The 17,799-nt window shown below is 32.7% G+C and carries 20 protein-coding genes; 7 read left to right on the top strand and 13 right to left on the bottom strand.

What is annotated here, in order from left to right; genetic code table 11:
- The first annotated feature begins 67 nt into the window (after positions 1-67).
- From JC605_RS19790 to JC605_RS19765, 6 genes are all read left to right on the top strand, one after another.
- Positions 68-1,210, top strand: coding sequence for an acyl-CoA dehydrogenase (locus tag JC605_RS19790; protein ID WP_198857829.1), 1,143 nt, complete (start codon positions 68-70; stop codon positions 1,208-1,210).
- A gap of 141 nt (positions 1,211-1,351) precedes the next feature.
- Positions 1,352-2,329: a M28 family peptidase gene (locus JC605_RS19785; protein ID WP_198857828.1), complete on the top strand. Its 978-nt coding sequence runs from the start codon at positions 1,352-1,354 to the stop codon at positions 2,327-2,329.
- Between the two features lie 35 nt (positions 2,330-2,364).
- Positions 2,365-3,042, top strand: coding sequence for an SDR family oxidoreductase (locus tag JC605_RS19780; protein ID WP_198857827.1), 678 nt, complete (start codon positions 2,365-2,367; stop codon positions 3,040-3,042).
- Positions 3,043-3,069: 27 nt separating this feature from the next.
- The gene (locus tag JC605_RS19775) at positions 3,070-3,438 is read left to right on the top strand and encodes a four helix bundle protein (RefSeq protein ID WP_198857826.1); all 369 of its coding nucleotides are present in this window, start codon (positions 3,070-3,072) and stop codon (positions 3,436-3,438) included.
- Positions 3,439-3,450: 12 nt separating this feature from the next.
- Complete coding sequence (locus JC605_RS19770) at positions 3,451-4,053, top strand: SprT-like domain-containing protein (RefSeq protein ID WP_198857825.1); 603 nt, start codon at positions 3,451-3,453, stop codon at positions 4,051-4,053.
- 15 nt (positions 4,054-4,068) lie between these two features.
- Positions 4,069-4,605, top strand: a complete 537-nt coding sequence (locus tag JC605_RS19765; protein WP_198857824.1) for a hypothetical protein — start codon at positions 4,069-4,071, stop codon at positions 4,603-4,605.
- Positions 4,606-4,676: 71 nt separating this feature from the next.
- Here the strand turns inward: JC605_RS19765 and JC605_RS19760 are convergent, their stop codons facing one another.
- The 6 genes from JC605_RS19760 to gcvP all read right to left on the bottom strand — a co-directional run bounded on the left by JC605_RS19760 (position 4,677) and on the right by gcvP (position 12,192).
- On the bottom strand, positions 4,677-5,438 hold the full coding sequence (locus JC605_RS19760; protein WP_198857823.1) for an ABC transporter ATP-binding protein: 762 nt from the start codon (positions 5,436-5,438) through the stop codon (positions 4,677-4,679).
- A complete protein-coding gene (locus JC605_RS19755; protein ID WP_198857822.1) occupies positions 5,438-6,184 on the bottom strand; it encodes an ABC transporter permease in 747 nt (248 codons plus the stop codon). The genes JC605_RS19760 and JC605_RS19755 overlap by 1 nt, the downstream gene beginning before the upstream one ends.
- Before the next feature lie 79 nt (positions 6,185-6,263).
- Positions 6,264-7,112 (bottom strand): glycosyltransferase family 2 protein, encoded by an 849-nt coding sequence (locus tag JC605_RS19750; RefSeq protein ID WP_198857821.1) that lies wholly within the window; start codon positions 7,110-7,112, stop codon positions 6,264-6,266.
- A 94-nt stretch (positions 7,113-7,206) separates the two neighbouring features.
- A complete protein-coding gene (locus tag JC605_RS19745) occupies positions 7,207-7,728 on the bottom strand; it encodes a methyltransferase (RefSeq protein WP_198857820.1) in 522 nt (173 codons plus the stop codon).
- A 141-nt stretch (positions 7,729-7,869) separates the two neighbouring features.
- Positions 7,870-8,928, bottom strand: coding sequence for a 3-oxoacyl-ACP synthase III family protein (locus tag JC605_RS19740; protein ID WP_198857819.1), 1,059 nt, complete (start codon positions 8,926-8,928; stop codon positions 7,870-7,872).
- A gap of 414 nt (positions 8,929-9,342) precedes the next feature.
- Complete coding sequence (gene gcvP / locus JC605_RS19735) at positions 9,343-12,192, bottom strand: aminomethyl-transferring glycine dehydrogenase (RefSeq protein ID WP_198857818.1); 2,850 nt, start codon at positions 12,190-12,192, stop codon at positions 9,343-9,345.
- A 196-nt stretch (positions 12,193-12,388) separates the two neighbouring features.
- Between gcvP and JC605_RS19730 the strand changes: the two genes are divergently transcribed.
- Positions 12,389-13,201 carry a hypothetical protein gene (locus JC605_RS19730; RefSeq protein ID WP_177211985.1) on the top strand — a complete coding sequence of 271 codons (813 nt, stop codon included), beginning with the start codon at positions 12,389-12,391 and terminating at the stop codon, positions 13,199-13,201.
- Positions 13,202-13,562: 361 nt separating this feature from the next.
- Here JC605_RS19730 and JC605_RS19725 read toward each other — a convergent pair whose 3' ends face one another.
- The 7 genes from JC605_RS19725 to JC605_RS19695 form a co-directional block, all read right to left on the bottom strand.
- Positions 13,563-13,958 carry a DUF1090 family protein gene (locus tag JC605_RS19725; RefSeq protein ID WP_198857817.1) on the bottom strand — a complete coding sequence of 132 codons (396 nt, stop codon included), beginning with the start codon at positions 13,956-13,958 and terminating at the stop codon, positions 13,563-13,565.
- A gap of 65 nt (positions 13,959-14,023) precedes the next feature.
- Complete coding sequence (locus JC605_RS19720; protein ID WP_198857816.1) at positions 14,024-14,479, bottom strand: SRPBCC family protein; 456 nt, start codon at positions 14,477-14,479, stop codon at positions 14,024-14,026.
- Between the two features lie 143 nt (positions 14,480-14,622).
- Positions 14,623-15,531, bottom strand: coding sequence for a TIGR01777 family oxidoreductase (locus tag JC605_RS19715; protein ID WP_198857815.1), 909 nt, complete (start codon positions 15,529-15,531; stop codon positions 14,623-14,625).
- Positions 15,532-15,640: 109 nt separating this feature from the next.
- Positions 15,641-16,027: a hypothetical protein gene (locus JC605_RS19710; protein ID WP_066033505.1), complete on the bottom strand. Its 387-nt coding sequence runs from the start codon at positions 16,025-16,027 to the stop codon at positions 15,641-15,643.
- 12 nt (positions 16,028-16,039) lie between these two features.
- Positions 16,040-16,393 (bottom strand): hypothetical protein, encoded by a 354-nt coding sequence (locus tag JC605_RS19705; RefSeq protein WP_198857814.1) that lies wholly within the window; start codon positions 16,391-16,393, stop codon positions 16,040-16,042.
- A gap of 19 nt (positions 16,394-16,412) precedes the next feature.
- A complete protein-coding gene (locus JC605_RS19700) occupies positions 16,413-17,150 on the bottom strand; it encodes a YqjF family protein (RefSeq protein WP_198857813.1) in 738 nt (245 codons plus the stop codon).
- Between the two features lie 60 nt (positions 17,151-17,210).
- Complete coding sequence (locus JC605_RS19695) at positions 17,211-17,714, bottom strand: GbsR/MarR family transcriptional regulator (protein WP_177211992.1); 504 nt, start codon at positions 17,712-17,714, stop codon at positions 17,211-17,213.
- Positions 17,715-17,799: the final 85 nt, after the last annotated feature.

The raw sequence follows: 17,799 nt of genomic DNA, 5'->3' as shown, positions 1-17,799 counted from the left end.
AAAAAACTATCAACTAAAGAAATCTGTTTTGAAATCTGGTTGAGAAAAACATTTAAAGTAAACTACTATGGATTTTAATCTTACCGAAGAACATTTAATGATTCAACAGGCAGCAAGAGATTTTGCTCAAAATGAATTATTGCCGGGAGTTATTGAACGAGACGAAAAACAAATTTTTCCAACTGAGCAAATCAAAAAAATGGGTGAGCTTGGATTTATGGGAATGATGGTTGATCCTAAATACGGAGGAAGCGGTCTTGACGCTATTTCTTATGTTATTGCAATGGAAGAAATTTCTAAAATAGATGCTTCTGCTTCTGTTGTTATGTCTGTAAACAATTCATTAGTTTGCTGGGGATTACAAGAATATGGTACCGAAGAACAAAAACAAAAATATTTACCAGGTTTAGCTTCTGGAGAAATTCACGGAGCTTTCTGTTTAAGTGAGCCTGAAGCAGGAAGTGATGCGACTTCTCAAAAAACAACAGCGGTTGATATGGGAGATCACTATTTAGTGAACGGAACTAAAAACTGGATTACAAACGGAAATACAGCTTCTGTATATTTAGTAATTGCACAAACTCATCCAGAATTAAAGCACAAAGGAATCAATGCTTTAATTATGACGAAAGATATGCCAGGTTTCTCAGTTGGTCCGAAAGAACAAAAAATGGGAATCCGTGGTTCTGATACACATTCTTTAATGTTTTCTGATGTTAAAGTTCCAAAAGAAAATAGAATCGGAGAAGATGGTTTCGGATTTAAATTTGCTATGAAAACTCTTGCGGGAGGAAGAATCGGAATTGCTTCTCAAGCGTTAGGAATTGCTTCTGGAGCTTACGAAATGGCTTTGAAATATTCTAAAGAGCGTAAAGCTTTTGGAACAGAAATTTGCAATCATCAGGCAATTGCTTTTAAATTGGCAGATATGGCTGTAAACATCGAAGCGGCGCGTCATTTATGTATGAAAGCAGCTTGGGATAAAGACAATCATAAAAACTACGACGTGAGCGGTGCAATGGCAAAATTATTTGCTTCGCAAGTTGCAATGGATACTTCAGTTGAAGCTGTCCAAATTCACGGAGGAAACGGATATGTAAAAGAATACCACGTAGAGCGTTTAATGCGTGATGCTAAAATCACTCAGATCTACGAAGGAACTTCTGAAATTCAGAAAATTGTAATTTCTAGAGCAGTTATTGCAGGATAAATAGATTTCAAAATAAATTTTAAAACCCTTTCAGCTTTTAGTTTGAAAGGGTTTTTTTATGAATATTCTATTACTTTTCATAAGTTTATGCCTTAAAGTAAATTTTTGTTTCTTACTCAGTATTAAATCAAACCAAACATTATGAAAAAGCTATACTTTCTGCTTCCTCTTGTTTTTCTAGCATGCAAATCGGGAACTTCAACAACAAAAGAGAATGAGATAAAAGGAGTTTCAAAACCTATAGAAATCAGTTATAAAGTAAAGGAATCTGAAATTTCAGATTTCTTAAAATATCTTTCTTCTGATGAATTGGAAGGACGTGAGACAGGAACGAAAGGAATTGAAAAAGCGGCAGTTTTCTTGGAAGACTTTTTAAAGAAAAATAAAATTAAACCGTATTTTAAAACTTATCGCGATACTTTAACCAATTTCGAAAAGCCAGCGTTTAATATTGTTGGGGTTATTGAAGGAACAGATCCTGAACTAAAAAAAGAATTTGTTGTTTTGAGCGCGCATTACGATCATATTGGTTTAGAGACAAAAGATCAGGCTGATAAAATTAATAATGGTGCCAATGACGATGCTTCGGGAGTAACTTCTGTAGCTGCAATGGCAAAATATTTTAGCACAACTAAAGCTAACAAACGAAGTATATTAATTGTATTTTTTGCGGGAGAAGAAAAAGGATTACTAGGATCTAAAAGTTTAGTAGAGAAATTGAAAAAGCAAAATTTCAATCTTTACACACAATTAAATATCGAAATGATAGGTGTTCCAATGAAACGCGATTATCTAGCTTATATAACAGGTTTTGATAAATCGAATATGGCACAAAAAATAAATGAATATACAGGAAAAAACACCATCGGATTTTTACCAAAAGAAGCAGAGTATAAGCTGTTTTATAGATCTGATAATTATTCGTTTTTTCAGGCTTTCGGAAAACCATGCCAATCTCTAAGTACTTTTGATTTTGAAAACTTTGATTATTATCATCATGTTTCAGATGAATTTAAATTAATGGATATTCCGCATATCACGGCATTCACACAAGAATTATTGCCTGCAGTAACCAAAATTGCTGTTTCGCCAACTCAAGAAATAACCATGAACAAATAAGAGGCTGTTTTACAGCATTTGATTATTTTTGCGATATGAAAAATATTATCGTTACAGGAACAAGCAGAGGAATTGGTTACGAATTAGCCTTGAAATTTGCTGAAGCTGGTCATCAGGTTTTGGCCATTTCTAGAAAAATACCACAAGCACTTATAGAACATCAAAACGTAACTTGTCTGTCTGTTGATTTGGCAGATGAAAATGCTTTAGGACAGGTTGAAAATTTTCTTTCTTCGACATGGAAAAAAGTAGATGCAGTAGTTCATAATGCTGGTGCTTTGCTTTTAAAACCTTTTGAGCAAACTACACAAGCAGATTTTGAAAGCATTTATAAAGTGAATGTTTTTGCTGTTGCGAATCTAACTCGTATTTGTATTCCGTATTTAGAAAAAGGAAGTCACGTAGTTACGATTAGTTCGATTGGTGGAGTTCGCGGAAGTTTGAAATTCGCAGGATTAGCTGCTTATAGTTCGAGCAAAGGTGCTGTAATTACTTTGACTGAATTACTAGCCGAAGAATATAAAGAAAAAGGAATTTCATTTAATGTTTTGGCTTTGGGTTCTGTTCAAACAGAAATGCTTAATGAAGCTTTTCCTGGATATCAAGCGCCGATTTCAGCAGAAGGAATGGCAACTTATATTTATGATTTTACATTAAACGGAAATAAGTATTTTAACGGAAAAGTTCTTGAAGTTTCTTCAACTAATCCATAATTAGTTGTGAATTATGAGTTTTGAATTATGAGTGAGAGTATTGTGAAAACTAAAAGTTTTGAGTTAGCTGTAAGAGGAGTTAACTTTTATAAATGGCTAGTAGCAGAAAGGAAAGAATTTGTAATGAGTAAACAGTTTTTGCGTTCGGTTACTTCAGTTGGTGCCAATGTTCGGGAAGCTGTGAATGCACAAAGCAAAGCTGATTTTATTCATAAATTATCAATTTCTCAGAAAGAATGTGATGAATCAATGTATTGGTTAGAAATATTGATTGAAACAAAGTATATTACTATTGCTGAATTTGAATCAATGCACAAGCAATGTGAAGAAGTGCTAAAAATCATAAAAAGTATAATTTTAACGACAAAGAAAAAACTCATAACTCAAAACTCATAATTCATAATTAAATTGAGCGATACTTTAGCTAAATATATTCCAGAACATGCGGTAAAACCTGTTTTTGATTTGATAGTGGCCAATCAGGTTCATTTGAAAATTGTAAACGAACGCCAAACGCGTCACGGAGATTATAGACGCGGACCAAGTGGAAAACATGAAATTACGGTTAATGCAAGTTTGAATAAATATCGGTTTTTAATTACGCTAATTCATGAAATTGCGCATTTAGTTGCTTTTGAAAAATTTGGACGAAATATAAAACCGCATGGAAATGAGTGGAAATTTACTTTTCAGCGTCTGATGGTTCCGTTTATTCGACCAGAAATATTTCCTGGACAAATATTGCCTTTGTTGGCAAGACATTTCAAAAATCCTTCAGCAAGTAGTGACACCGATACCACTTTGTCTTTGGCTTTAAAACAATATGACAAGGATAATGATAAGAACTATGTTTTTGAAATTCCGTATGGAAGTGTTTTTAGGATCAAAAACGGAAAAGTTTTCAAGAAATTGGCCGTTCGTACCAAACGTTTTGAATGCATCGAAATAAGCTCAGGGAAAACATATCTTTTTAATCCGAATGCGGAAGTGGAATTAATCAATGTTCAATAAAAAATTAAATGAATAATGAATAAAATAATACTAAATGACAATTTTGAGTTTAAGCAAAAAGCAATACTCTTAGTGCCAACATTTTTTTTCTTATATTTTTCATGTGTAGGTTTGCAAACACTCATTAATCACAAAATAAAAGATTTAAATGTTGCCTTTTTTATTATGTTATTTGTTTTTTCAATGATTGGAATATCCTTATTGGTTTTGACATTTTCTAAAGTTGGGTTTAAAGTTCAAGATAATGAACTTTATAGGATATTGTCTTTTTTAGATTTCAATTTCTATTCAAAAAAGATAAATGCAAAAGGGAATAAAATATTCTCTATTTTATATAAAAAAGCATTTCAGCGAAATGAGTACTTAAGCGCTGGAGGTGCAGATGTGAGCTATAATTTTGCTGTTCAAGATTTTGTTTTTTTAAACGAAAATCATTTAGAAAAGGAATCAATAGTTAAGTTGAATTCACAGAAACACTCAGAGGAGCTAAAATTATTTTTAGAGGAATCTGGTAAATTAAAGTTTGAGATTTATTCACCTAACTTTAAATAAAAAGAAATCCCAAATTTCAAAGTTTGCAACAACTGGAATTTGGGATTTTTTCATTTAAATTTTGAAAGCTTTTAGCCTTTCAAATAGGCTTCTCTTACTTTTTTGAAAAGGTTTGAAGAATAAACAAACTTTACGATGTCTTTGTTGTCAGTTCTAAAGATTTCCTCTTTAGTTCCTTGCCAAGCTTTAAGACCTTTCTTTAAGAAAACAATATTCTCACCAATCTCCATTACAGAGTTCATATCGTGAGTATTAATTACGGTTGTAATGTTGTATTCTTTTGTGATTTCCTGAATTAAGTTGTCAATCAAAGTCGAAGTATTCGGATCTAGACCAGAGTTAGGTTCGTCACAAAACAAATATTTCGGATTGTTTACAATAGCACGTGCAATAGCCACACGTTTTTGCATACCTCCAGAAATCTCAGAAGGTAATTTTTTGTGAGCGTCAACGAGATTTACTCTTTCTAAAACAAAGTCAACTCTTTCTTTAATTTGTGCTTTGCTATTATTGGTGAACATTTTTAGCGGGAAAGCTACATTTTCTTCAACTGTCATCGAGTCAAATAAGGCACTTCCCTGAAATACCATTCCGATTTCGGTTCTCAAGTCACGTTTTTCGTCTTTGTCCAAATCAGAATAAACTCTTCCGTCAAATTCAATTGTTCCTGAATCTGGCGTATGAATTCCTAATAATGTTTTTAATAGAACTGTTTTTCCAGATCCACTTTGTCCAATAATCAAGTTGGTTTTTCCTGTTTCAAATATTGTTGAAACGCCTTTTAAAACTTTACTATCGCCAAATGATTTTTCTATATTTTTTACTTCTATCATTATCCTAATAATAATTGAGTTAATATATAATTAAAAAGAATGATACAAACTGAAGTCCATACGAATGATGTTGTACTTGCCTTACCAACTTCTAATGCACCACCTTTCATATAATATCCGTGAAAAGATGGAATTGTTGCCAATAACATGGCAAAGATTAAAGTTTTAATAAAGGCATAAGTAATATGGAACGGTATGAAATCTTTTTGAGCTCCCATTATAAAATCGGCACCAGTTGAAAATCCTCCATAAGCACAAGCCATCCATCCGCCAAAAATTCCTAAAAACATACTAATCCCGATTACAAAAGGATACATTAGTAAAGCGATTATTTTTGGAAAAACAAGATAGTTTACAGAGTTAACTCCCATAACCTCTAAAGCATCAATTTGTTCTGTAACGCGCATTGTTCCGATACTTGAAGTAATATATGATCCCATTTTTCCGGCCATAATTACCGAAATAAAAGTAGGAGCAAACTCCAAGATTACAGATTGGCGTGTAGCAAAACCTATTAAATATTTTGGGATTAAAGGGTTAGTTAAGTTTAACGCTGTTTGAATGGCAACAACTCCTCCGATGAAAAAAGAGATAAAGCAAACAATTCCAAGTGAATCAATAATAAGATCATCGATTTCTTTTAGAATTAGGTTTTTCATAACAGGCCATTTAGTCTGTTTATTGAAAATTTCCTTCAGCATTAAAAAATATTTCCCGATTTGGGATAAATAACGGATTAGCATCATAATTTTTAAATATTGGCTAAATTAAGGATTAGTTTACAGTTTACCGTTTCGGCTTGGCAGTTTTTTAATTTTTTTAAGATTAAAAAAGCTTTTGTTTCATTTTCTGGAAACGATAATTTCTAATAAATTTAGCTTGTTCTGGTGTTACCAATAAAGGAGTTTTAGCTTTTTTAGCTTTCCAAAAACCTCTAATGTAGTCTAGAAATAGAAAAGGTTTTTTCTTCATCATTGCCAATTTTGCAGAAGCAATTGAAGTGATCCAAAAACCATATCCTAAAGTATAAAAAGCTTCGCCTTGTTTATAACGAGCTGTTTTGTTATAATTTGCACCAGTTGGTTTTAAGTGTTTTACATGTAAAGATTCGTCTGTAACAATTTTCCAATCGTAATACTTGCAAAGCAATTCGTCGACAGTATCCCAACCCATTGCAGGACGTAAACCTCCAATCTGCTGAAAAGTTGCTGCGCGGTATGCTTTTAAAGCACCGCGAATATGGTCTTTATCAGTAAGGTTTTCCAAAATCCATTCGCCATTTTTATCTATGTAGCAGAATCCGCCAGCCATTCCAACCCTTGGATCTGATTCGAAATGTTTAATAATGGTTTCAAAATAATTTGGAGGAAAAATTAAATCGCCGTCAATTTTTACAATAATGTCGTAATTAGAATCTAAAGTTTCAAAACCTTTTTGAAAAGCTTGAATCACTTTACTCCCCGGCATATGAATCGCATCTGAAGTTTTATTTACAACAGAGATGTACGGATTCTCTTTTGCAAAACCCAATACAACTTCTTCTGTTTTATCAGTCGAATTGTCATTTACAACCACAACTTTTGAAGGCAAAACAGTTTGTGAGACCAATGATTGTAAAGTAAGACCAATAAGATCTTGTTCGTTGTGTGCGGGAATGACGATGTAATATTTCATAAAATTTTCAATTTAAATCCCAATTTTTATAAATTCCAAATTCCAATCGAAACGAGTTCAATTGGAATTTGAGATTTTTTATTAGAATTTGAAGTTAAGCTCTTTCAGCTACAACAATATAATATCTTGGAGTGAAGTATCTTAATAAAGGTCTTAAACCAAACTTTTTTACTGGATGTGTAAATTGTAATCGGTCGGTTATTTTCCAGCCTGTTTTTTCTAAAAGCCAATCTAATTGCCAATCTTCAAATTCATGGTAATGTCTGTCCCACATATCTGTTTTAGAACGATATGCTGGCGAAAACCATAAGCGTAACGGAATTGAAATTAGTAATTTATCACATTTTACATTTTGCAAAATGGTATATGGATTTAGTAAATGTTCGAAAATCTCAAATGCAGTAAAAACAGTATATTCTTCTGTTTGTAGCGCCTTATGATTGTTGTCTAAATCTTCGCCTTTTGTATTTTTTACAGTGTATCCATTTTCTTCCATTATTTTAGAGAACGGATTTGGAACTCCAAAATCAAAAATAGTCTCTGATGTGCTAACGTGCTTTTGTAAAAACTCTAAGGTAAGTTTGAATCTTTTATTCGGAAACGTTTTTTCGTACATAGTTATTGCGAACGAACAATCTCTCGTTCTTGATTTTAATTAGGTCGCAAATATACTAAAAAAGTCCGCACCTTATAGTGCGGACTTTTTTAGTTTTCAGTCTCAATCAGAGTTTTCAGTCTATGAAACTGAAAACAGCGACTAGTATCGGTAAACAAAAGCATTAATGTTCATTCCTGCTCCAACCGAAGCAAAAATAAGAACGTCGCCTTTGTTGATTTCGTGATTTTCTATTTTTCCTTGTAAAATCAAATCGTATAAAGTAGGAACAGTGGCAACACTACTGTTTCCTAAATCATGAATACTCATTGGCATAATATCTTTTGGAGGTGTTTTATCGTAAAGTTTGTAGAAACGTTCGATAATTGCTTCGTCCATTTTTTCGTTTGCTTGGTGAATCAGGATTTTTTTGACTTCGTCAATTGAAATACCGCTTTTATCTAAACAACTTTTCATGGCGCATGGAACATTGCTTAAAGCAAATTCGTAGATTTTACGTCCGTACATTTTGATGTATTTAATGTCTGGATCTAAATCTGGATTATAAGATTTTCCGAAGAAAAGATAATTGGCTTCATCATTGGCGAAAGTGGCGCTCTCATAAGATAGTAATCCAGTTTCATCTGTTGATGCTTCTAAAATTGAAACTCCAGCTCCGTCAGAGTAAATCATAGAATCACGATCATGATCATCAACAACTCTAGATAGAGTCTCGGCTCCAATTACCATAACTCTTTTTGCCATTCCAGATTTGATAAAAGCGTTCGCTTGTAATACGCCTTCAATCCATCCAGGGCATCCAAAAAGAATATCGTAAGCTACACATTTAGGATTTTTGATTCCTAATTTGTTTTTCACTCGAGTTGCTAAACTTGGTAAAACATCTGTTTGATGCGTTCCTGTTTTTACGTCACCAAAATTATGGGCGAAAATAATATAGTCTAGAGTTTCGGCATCTATTCCTGCATTTGCAATTGCTTTTTGTGCAGCAAAAAAAGCTAAATCAGAAGCATTATATTGAGGTTCGGCATAACGACGGTTTTGGATTCCAGTGATGCCTTTAAATTTTTTAATTACAACTTCATTCGGATAACCAAAAGGAGTTCCATCCTCATTTAAAAAAACATGTTTATCAAAATCTGTGTTTTTTACTTCTAGATTAGGAATATAGCTCCCAATACCAATAATTTTTATTTTCATTTTTTCCCTTAATTATCCGATAAATTTATTGCTAATGTATAAATAATATTATGATAACTATCATAAAAAATAGTATGCATGCATATAATTGTGAAAAAACGATTTTTAAGTTGATATATTGTTTTTTTTCTAATGATTTTTTAATATTTCCTAGATTTCAAACGATTGAAATAGTTTTTAGGACTGATTTTTTTTTCGGTGTAATGTTTATTTTATTGAAATAATTTCACAAAATATTAGCGGAAAGTTATGTTTCTTTAAATCAGATTTCTTCTTTAGTCTTTTGTTTGAAGAAAGTTTAAAGTTTCAGGTTTAAAGTAGCAATCATAAATGGAAACTTAAAAACCAAAACAAAAAATAAACCCGACAGGTTTTTGAAATCTGTCGGGTTTGGATATTTATAAAAGCTAATTCTTAGCTTTCCATGTAAGCTTCAATAGGAGCACAGCTGCAAACTAAGTTTCTGTCACCATAAGCATCATCAACACGACGAACAGATGGCCAGAATTTATTATCTGCGATGTAATCTAATGGATAAGCTGCTGTTTCTCTTGAGTAAGGGAAATCCCAAGCATCAGAAGTTAACATTGCTAATGTATGAGGTGCATTTTTCAATACATTGTTTTTGTCATCAGCAGTTGCAGCTTCAATCTCTTTTCTGATTGAAATAAGTGCATCACAGAAACGATCTAACTCAGCTAAATCTTCAGATTCAGTTGGTTCGATCATTAAAGTTCCAGCAACTGGAAAAGAAACCGTTGGAGCGTGGAAACCGTAATCCATTAAACGTTTTGCGATATCACCAACTTCGATTCCGTTTTCTTTAAATGCACGGCAATCTAAAATCATTTCGTGAGCCGCTCTTCCGCATTCTCCAGTATAAAGAATTGGGTAGTGACCTTCAAAACGAGATTTCATATAGTTGGCATTCAAGATTGCGTGTTCTGTAGCACTTTTTAATCCTTCAGCTCCCATCATTGTAATGTAGCCATAAGAAATTAAACATACTAAAGCAGATCCGTAAGGAGCAGATGAAATTGCGGTAATTGCTTGTTCGCCACCTACTTTTAAGATTGGGTTTGTTGGCAAGAACGGAACTAATTTTTCGTTCACACAAATTGGTCCAACTCCAGGTCCACCACCACCGTGAGGAATAGCGAATGTTTTGTGTAAGTTTAAGTGACAAACGTCAGCGCCAATTGTAGCAGGATTTGTTAATCCAACTTGCGCGTTCATGTTTGCACCATCCATATATACTAAACCACCATTATCGTGGATTAATTTTGTAATTTCAATAATTGAAGATTCGAAAACTCCGTGAGTAGAAGGGTACGTTACCATTAAACAAGATAAATCATCTTTGTGCTCAATCGCTTTTTCTCTTAAATCTTCTACGTCAATATTTCCTTCTGGAGTTGTTTTAGTAACAATGATTTTCATTCCCGCCATCGCAGCAGAAGCAGGATTTGTTCCGTGAGCCGATGAAGGAATTAAACATACATTACGGTGACCTTCGTTTCTTGACATGTGGTAAGCACGAATCGCCATTAAACCAGCATACTCTCCTTGAGCTCCTGAGTTTGGCTGTAATGTTGTTCCAGCAAAACCAGTAATTACATTTAATTGTTGCTCTAATTTTTTAAGCATTGTAATGTAACCTTCAGCTTGCTCAACTGGTGCAAACGGGTGAATGCTGTTCCAGTTTGGCATTGAAAGAGGCAACATTTCAGAAGCTGCGTTTAATTTCATCGTACAAGAACCCAATGAAATCATCGAATGATTTAATGATAAATCTTTACGTTCTAATTTTTTGATGTAACGCATCAATTGGCTTTCTGAATGATGATTGTTGAAAACATCATGCGTTAAGAAAGAAGAAGTTCTTTCTAATGAAGCTGGTAATTGACTAGTTTCAGTTAATTCAGAAACCGTAACAATTTCTTTTCCTAAAGTTTCAGCAAAAATCGCAACGATTTGGTTGATGTCGGCAATAGAAGTTGTTTCGTTTAATGATATTGAAACTGAGTTAGCATCAGGATAGAAGAAGTTTACTTCGTTTTTCTCAGCAATAGCTTTTACTTTTTGAGCATCTGCTTTTACCAAAATAGTATCAAAATAAGCTGAGTTAATTTGAGAAACTCCAATTTTATTTAAAGCCTCAGCAGTAGTAACCGCCGATGCATGAACTTTATTTGCAATGTATTTTAAACCTTCTGGTCCGTGATAAACCGCGTACATTCCAGCCATAACTGCTAATAAAACCTGAGCAGTACAAATGTTAGAAGTTGCTTTTTCACGTTTAATGTGTTGTTCACGAGTTCCTAAAGCCATACGTAAAGCACGATTTCCATTTGTATCAACAGAAACTCCAATAATACGACCCGGCATAGAACGTTTGTATTCGTCTTTAGTTGCAAAGTAAGCTGCGTGAGGACCACCGTAACCCATTGGTACACCAAAACGTTGAGTAGTTCCAACCACAACTGCAGCACCCATTTCTCCTGGAGAAGTTAAAGCAGCTAATGATAAAATATCAGCAGCAAAGGCAACTTTAATTTCGTTTTCTTTTGCCTTAGCAACAAAAGCACTATAATCATTTACTTGACCGTATTTTCCTGGGTATTGTAAAATAGCTCCGAAAAATTCATTTGAAAAATCAAATGTTTCGTGGTTTCCAATAACCAATTCAATTCCAATTGGAGTTGAACGTGTTTGCAAAACAGACAAAGTTTGTGGTAGAATTTCTTCAGAAACGAAGAATTTATGAGTATTGTTTTTCTTTTGATCTCTTGTACGAACGTCAAATAATAACGCCATTGCTTCTGCGGCAGCAGTTCCTTCATCTAGTAAAGATGCGTTTGCGATTTCCATTCCTGTTAATTCGATAACAGTAGTTTGGAAATTCAATATTGCTTCCAAACGACCTTGAGCAATTTCTGCTTGGTAAGGCGTGTAAGCTGTATACCATCCTGGATTTTCGAAGATGTTTCTTTGGATTGGAGCAGGAACGATAGTTGGATGATAACCCAAACCAATATAAGATTTGAATACTTTGTTTTTTCTTCCTAATTCTTGAATGTGATTTGCAAATTCGTACTCGGTCATCGCAGGATCTAAATTCAAAGGTGCTTTTAAACGAATGTCATCTGGAAGGGTTTCATAAACAAGTCGCTCGATCGAGTCAACTCCAATAGTTTTCAGCATATGCTGAAGATCAGTTTCTCTTGGACCAATGTGTCTTAAAGCAAAAGCATCTGTTTTCATGTAGCTATCTAAGTTTTTTTAATTAATGTGCTCGTACACCATTTTATGGTACGAATCACATTTAAAAGTAAATGTGTTGTTTTTTTGTGGCGCAAAATTAAGTATTATTACTAATTTAATAGGTATTTTTAACTTCATTTTTTATCAAATTTATAATCAAATACTTGGTTTGTTAATAAAATATTAGATTTGGGGTATGATAGTATCAAAACGCATCTTAGATTTTTATCTAAATAGCAGTATTCATGTGGCTTTATCTTGTTACGCTCTTGTACGAATTACGTTTCATGTATTTCATATTCAATATGATGAGCCGATGGCACTTTTTGTTTTTTTTGGCACAATTGTAGGATATAATTTCGTAAAATATGATGCGCTGGTTCGCGTAAAGAAAAATCAAATAGGAACGCAGCTAAAAATTATAGCCGTTTTGAGTTTTATTTCGCTGATTTTGGTTGGATATTATTTTTTCCATTTAAAGCGAATTACCCAAATTGTCTCCGTTGGAATTTTTGCCATAACTGCACTTTATACATTACCATTTTTTCCAAACCGAAAAAATGCCAGGAATTGGGCTGGCGTAAAAATTTACATTGTAGCGCTTTGTTGGGTTGGAGCAACTTTGGTTTTGCCTCTCATAAATGCCGAAATTCCATTTACAACAGATTTCTTTATCAAATGTATTCAGCGATTTATATTGGTTTTTGTGTTGATTTTGGTTTTTGAAATTCTGGATCTCGCAAATGATGACCCGCACCTTCAAACCGTTCCACAGACAATTGGCGTTAAGAAAACTAAACTTTTAGGATTTCTATTATTGATTCCGTTTTGGTTTTTAGAAGTTTTTATTTCAACATTCAATTATCACGATGCAATTATAAATCTTATCATGGTTATTATGCTGATGTTATTTATTGCATTTGCCAATCCAAATCGTTCCAAATATTATACTTCTTTTTGGGTAGAAAGTGTACCGATTTTTTGGTGGCTGATGATTCTTTTTCTATAAAAATATTTAGGGCGTGCCCCCGATAATACAAGCGGGCAAAATTACTTTGCGCTTATTCGCCCGCCTGCATTATCGGGGTCGGGCTATCCGCGCTACTTCGGTAGCCAGCTCCTATCCCTCACGCAACCGTAAAACGAGAAGATTCATTTTCAAAAGAAAATTTTATGAATTATTAAATTTTGGATTGCCTCCAGCTTTAGCTGGAGGTAAAAAAAGTCTTCAATAAGGGTTTTAACTAAATGACAAAGTTTGGCTAACGCCAAGAAACAATCTGTCATAATTTATCCTCCAGCTAAAGCTGTAGGCAATTAAAATGTTTTTTTGAAATCTGCTCAAATCTGCAAAATCTGCGTGAGAAAAATTATTTCGTTTTCTGTTCCGCCAAAGCCTTATTCAAATCAGCCTTAGCCTCATTTAGTTTTTTCCTTTTTTTGTCGATTTTTTCTTTGCTTTCATTGTCTTTAATAGCCTTGTTCAACTCGGCTGTTCTTTCATTTACTTCTTGCTGTTTCTCTTTAACCTTTTTGTCAAGATCTTTATTTACTGTTTTAGTAGTGCAGTTTTTCTTGGTTTGCGCAATAGCCTCTTCAACACCTTTTATCTGATTTTGATTTCCAGCTTTTTTTGCGGCAGTTAGTTTTGTGTTTAATTCACATAATTTTCTTTCACATCCTTTCAAAGTGGTGCAATTACTTTGAGAAAATCCAACAAAAGAAATGGTAAAAAGAAGTATAGCTAATATCGTTTTTACTTTCATAAGTATATTTTTTATTTGTAATTAATTCGTTTTAAGAATAATACTTATAAAGTTAAATAATTTATCTAAACGTACTTCTCTGAAACCGCTTTTAAAATTTTATTTCTTTCCAAAAGAAAATTCGTCAAATGTTTTTTCAAAAGCAAAACATCAAATAATTTTCCAAATATCCCAAACGGAGTTTCATATTGCAATTTATCTTTCATGATTGTAAAACCATTTTCTTCTTCAAAAAAATGTTCATGTTTGAAAAATTTGAATTTACCTTTTTCCATTTCATCTACAAAATAATCATAGAAATTCATTGCAGTAATTCGGCTTTTGTGAGTGATATAAAATCCAAAATGTTTACCGCACCAAGTTACCGTTTCGTTTAAATTTATTAGACCAGATGTTATTCCAGCAATCGCTTTTTCTTTTGAAGGACTAGCAGATTGTTGGTGAATATCGATATTCCTTGAGACATCAAAAACGATTTGTTTTGAAGCGTTTATTTTACTTATGAGATTTATTGTTGTCATTGGTTTAAGTTTTTCCTTGTGTAATCTTGTCATCCCGAGGAACGAGGGATCACACTAGGAACTCCGCAATTTATATCGACAATTCTTTGTCGAGCTTCGTGTGTGATCCTTCCTCCGTCAGGATGACAAAAATGCACATTGTTTTATCGCAATAAATTTTTAAATGCCTCATCAATATCTCCAAACTTAAATCGAAAACCATTTTCTAAAAGCCATTTCGGAATCACATTCCTGCTTTTCAAAACCAATTCGGTTTCAGTTCGAATGAAAAAAGATCCGATTTCCAAAAAGAATTTATTCAACGGAATTCCAAAAGGAAAACCAACAGCTTTTCGAAGTTTTTCCATAAAATCAACATTTCGAATTGGAGTAGGAGAAACTACATTTATAACTCCAGTCATTTCTTTTTCAATTATAAAATCAACGGCATTGGCAAAATCGTCTTCGTGAATCCAGCTTACAAACTGATTACCACTTCCTTGTTTTCCTCCAAAACCTATTTTTGCCAAAGTCTTTAACGGAACAAAAGCACCGCCATTTTTACCTAAAACAATTGAAGTTCGCAAAGCTGTTTTTAAAGTCTTTGGAGTTTCGGTTTTAAAGAATGCCTTTTCCCAAGAAAGCGCCACATTTATAGAAAAATCATTTCCAATTTCGCCGTCTATTTCATCCATTTGTTTGTCAAGTGAAAAGCGATAAATAGTTGCTGTTGAAGAATTCAGCCAATGTTTAGGTGGGTTTTTACAATTCAAAACCGCTTTGTTTAAGACTTTTGTACTGTCAATTCGTGACCAAAGAATCTCTTTTTTGTTCTCTTTCGTATAACGACAATCAACAGATTTTCCAGCGAGATTAATTAAGACTGAAGCATTTTCTAATTCCTTTTCCCAGCCAGTAAAAGTTCTGGCATTCCAGTTTAGATACTTAATTCCGTCAATTGTTTTAGATTTTCCTCGGGTGAGAATTACAATTTCATCAAATTTATCTTTGAAATGATCAATTAAAACTTGTCCGAGAAAACCTGTTCCGGCTGCAATTATGAGTTTTTTCATTTGAGTTTTTTTTAGCCACGAATCGCACGAATTTTCACGAATTAATTTTCAAATTGCCTTTATGCTTTTTTAAATTCGTGAAAATTCGTGCGATTCGTGGCAAATAATTTTAAGCTTTAAAAACTAATCTTTCTTCTCTCTGAGCTTCTTTAGCTTTTCTTTTTCCTCTAAAAAAGAAATACAAATTAAAGAACAACATGATGCCAAGATAAATAGAAAATCCACCAATTTTATAACTCAGTCTTTCAATTAATTCCTGATAACTGTCTTGGTTTAATTGCAGTTCCAGAATCATTAATGCAAAACCAATATTTAAAAGATAGAATCCAGTTTCAAAAAGTTTGTTTGTAGCTTCAGCAATTTCTTCACGGCCTTTAAATATATCTAACATAAAGATTTTTCCATTTTTGAAAAGGGTTTTAGAAACATAATAAGTTAAAAATAAAGCGACTGGTAAATAAATTCCGTAACCAATTAAGATTTTTGTAGTTTCCATAATATTTGAATTTTAGTTGTTGTGAATTATTTTTTTAGCGTATTTGGTTATAATTAAAATGTTGAGGTAATGCAGTATTGAGATAATAAAAATTATGACAGCTGTTTTGATGCAGAGTATTTCGACCAATTGAGACGAAGAAATAATTTTTTGCCAGGAAATTAAAGTCATTGCACAATAGCCAATGTTTAAAAGATAATAGGCTAAAAGTAAAACCTGATTAATTTTTTGGCAGAGATCCGCATGATTTGGAATTAGTTCTAAAACAAAAATATTTCCGTTTTTGTAGCAGATTTTTCCAACTTTTAGGATAATGAAAATGGTTATGCTGAGGTAAATAAAATACCCAATGATATTAAAATTCATGATTTCCCAATTTATGAGGTTAATACATCTCTTTCAGAACAGGAAGTATTTGCAATTTCCTTTTGTTCTTCACTGTAATTTTTGAACCTTGAGCTAAGAAAATGGAAGTTGGTTTTTGAGTTTGAAGAAATCCAAAATCACTTCCATAATTTTTTTCGAAATCAATATCAATTCTATGATTTACAACTTCAAATTGTTCCCATCTTGGATGTGTCACTTCATATTCAAAAGTGGTTTCTTCATCGATTTTTGTATAGCCGAAGTAATGTTCTGTAATGAATTCAGCTTCAGAATCGATTTCGATTTTACTTAAATCTTTTTTGGTTTCAATTTCAATTGTGTTCCATTCTTTGTCATTCTTCCATTGATAGATAAAAGTATTCGTGTTTTGATTTTCTATTATTTCATGTCTCATTTTCTGAGTTTCATAATGTTCTTGATACAAAGTATTGGCGATAAAAGTGATGGCTTTTTTAGGAACAATTTCTTTAATGAAAACTACACCACGTTTCCATATACCGTTTTCAAAACGTTTTACATAAAATCTCAGATTCACTTCTTCAAAATCGATATGAAACGGAACTTTCAATCCTAAAACTCTTGTGTTTTTAAACATAAATCCAACTAGACTGACATAACATTTGTTGTCCCAAATATCGATCTCAGTTCCTGTAGGAAGATATTTTTCTAAGATTTCAGCATCAATTTCATAATTGACAAGCGTTAAGTTTTTCCATTCTGCTTTTAAGAAGTTCATATCAATTGTTTTTAAAGTTTTAAACTTTCAGAAAAAAATGAAAGTTTAAATTAAATTTTTTTACTTCATCATTTTCATGACCAATTTTCCTAGCCAGTTATCATTGAATTCAGTCATTTTGTCTAACATATTATCTGCTTTCAAAACAAAATCGTATAATTTGGTAGTTTGATCTACAAAGTGTTTTTCTTCTGCTGAATCTTTTGCTTCAATAGTCGAAACTTCTTTTAAGATTTTCAGCGTTGGTTTAATTTCTCTTTTACTTCTTTCTCTAGAAATTTTAACTGCTAATTCGTCTAAATCTTTTTCAGCTGTAAAGAATTCTTTTCTTTCTCCAGCTTTAAATTCCTTATAGACAATTCCCCAATCCATTAAACTTCTTAAATTCATGCTGGCGTTTCCACGAGAAATTTGCAATTCTTCCATAATGTCTTCCATAGAAATAGGTTCGTTTGAAACCATCAATAAAGCGTGGATCTGTGCCATCGTTTTATTAATTCCCCATTGAGAACCTAATGCTCCCCAGGTTTGTACGAACTTATTTTTTGCTTCTTTGAATTCCATGAAACAAATGTATGTAAAAGTTTTTAAACTTTCAAAAATAATTGAAAGATATTTTAAAAAGAGGAATATTCTTAAAATCAGGTAT

The sequence above is a fragment of the Flavobacterium sp. IB48 genome (assembly GCF_016405855.1).
GTDB lineage: Bacteria > Bacteroidota > Bacteroidia > Flavobacteriales > Flavobacteriaceae > Flavobacterium > Flavobacterium ginsengisoli.
Note: the sequence above shows the minus strand (reverse complement) of the source record. Positions and strands in the feature narration are given on the sequence as shown.

Excerpts from the sequence above, each read along its gene's own strand:
- JC605_RS19755 (WP_198857822.1), bottom strand. The coding sequence starts at position 6,184 with ATGATGCTAATCCGTTATTTATCCCAAATCGGGAAATATTTTTTAATG.
- JC605_RS19695 (WP_177211992.1), bottom strand. The coding sequence starts at position 17,714 with ATGGAATTCAAAGAAGCAAAAAATAAGTTCGTACAAACCTGGGGAGCA.
- JC605_RS19775 (WP_198857826.1), top strand. The coding sequence starts at position 3,070 with ATGAGTGAGAGTATTGTGAAAACTAAAAGTTTTGAGTTAGCTGTAAGA.
- JC605_RS19720 (WP_198857816.1), bottom strand. The coding sequence starts at position 14,479 with ATGACAACAATAAATCTCATAAGTAAAATAAACGCTTCAAAACAAATC.
- JC605_RS19710 (WP_066033505.1), bottom strand. The coding sequence starts at position 16,027 with ATGGAAACTACAAAAATCTTAATTGGTTACGGAATTTATTTACCAGTC.
- JC605_RS19760 (WP_198857823.1), bottom strand. The coding sequence starts at position 5,438 with ATGATAGAAGTAAAAAATATAGAAAAATCATTTGGCGATAGTAAAGTT.
- JC605_RS19785 (WP_198857828.1), top strand. The coding sequence starts at position 1,352 with ATGAAAAAGCTATACTTTCTGCTTCCTCTTGTTTTTCTAGCATGCAAA.
- JC605_RS19700 (WP_198857813.1), bottom strand. The coding sequence starts at position 17,150 with ATGAACTTCTTAAAAGCAGAATGGAAAAACTTAACGCTTGTCAATTAT.
- JC605_RS19765 (WP_198857824.1), top strand. The coding sequence starts at position 4,069 with ATGAATAAAATAATACTAAATGACAATTTTGAGTTTAAGCAAAAAGCA.
- JC605_RS19745 (WP_198857820.1), bottom strand. The coding sequence starts at position 7,728 with ATGTACGAAAAAACGTTTCCGAATAAAAGATTCAAACTTACCTTAGAG.
- JC605_RS19730 (WP_177211985.1), top strand. The coding sequence starts at position 12,389 with ATGATAGTATCAAAACGCATCTTAGATTTTTATCTAAATAGCAGTATT.
- JC605_RS19705 (WP_198857814.1), bottom strand. The coding sequence starts at position 16,393 with ATGAATTTTAATATCATTGGGTATTTTATTTACCTCAGCATAACCATT.
- JC605_RS19750 (WP_198857821.1), bottom strand. The coding sequence starts at position 7,112 with ATGAAATATTACATCGTCATTCCCGCACACAACGAACAAGATCTTATT.
- JC605_RS19740 (WP_198857819.1), bottom strand. The coding sequence starts at position 8,928 with ATGAAAATAAAAATTATTGGTATTGGGAGCTATATTCCTAATCTAGAA.
- gcvP (WP_198857818.1), bottom strand. The coding sequence starts at position 12,192 with ATGAAAACAGATGCTTTTGCTTTAAGACACATTGGTCCAAGAGAAACT.
- JC605_RS19715 (WP_198857815.1), bottom strand. The coding sequence starts at position 15,531 with ATGAAAAAACTCATAATTGCAGCCGGAACAGGTTTTCTCGGACAAGTT.
- JC605_RS19790 (WP_198857829.1), top strand. The coding sequence starts at position 68 with ATGGATTTTAATCTTACCGAAGAACATTTAATGATTCAACAGGCAGCA.
- JC605_RS19725 (WP_198857817.1), bottom strand. The coding sequence starts at position 13,958 with ATGAAAGTAAAAACGATATTAGCTATACTTCTTTTTACCATTTCTTTT.
- JC605_RS19780 (WP_198857827.1), top strand. The coding sequence starts at position 2,365 with ATGAAAAATATTATCGTTACAGGAACAAGCAGAGGAATTGGTTACGAA.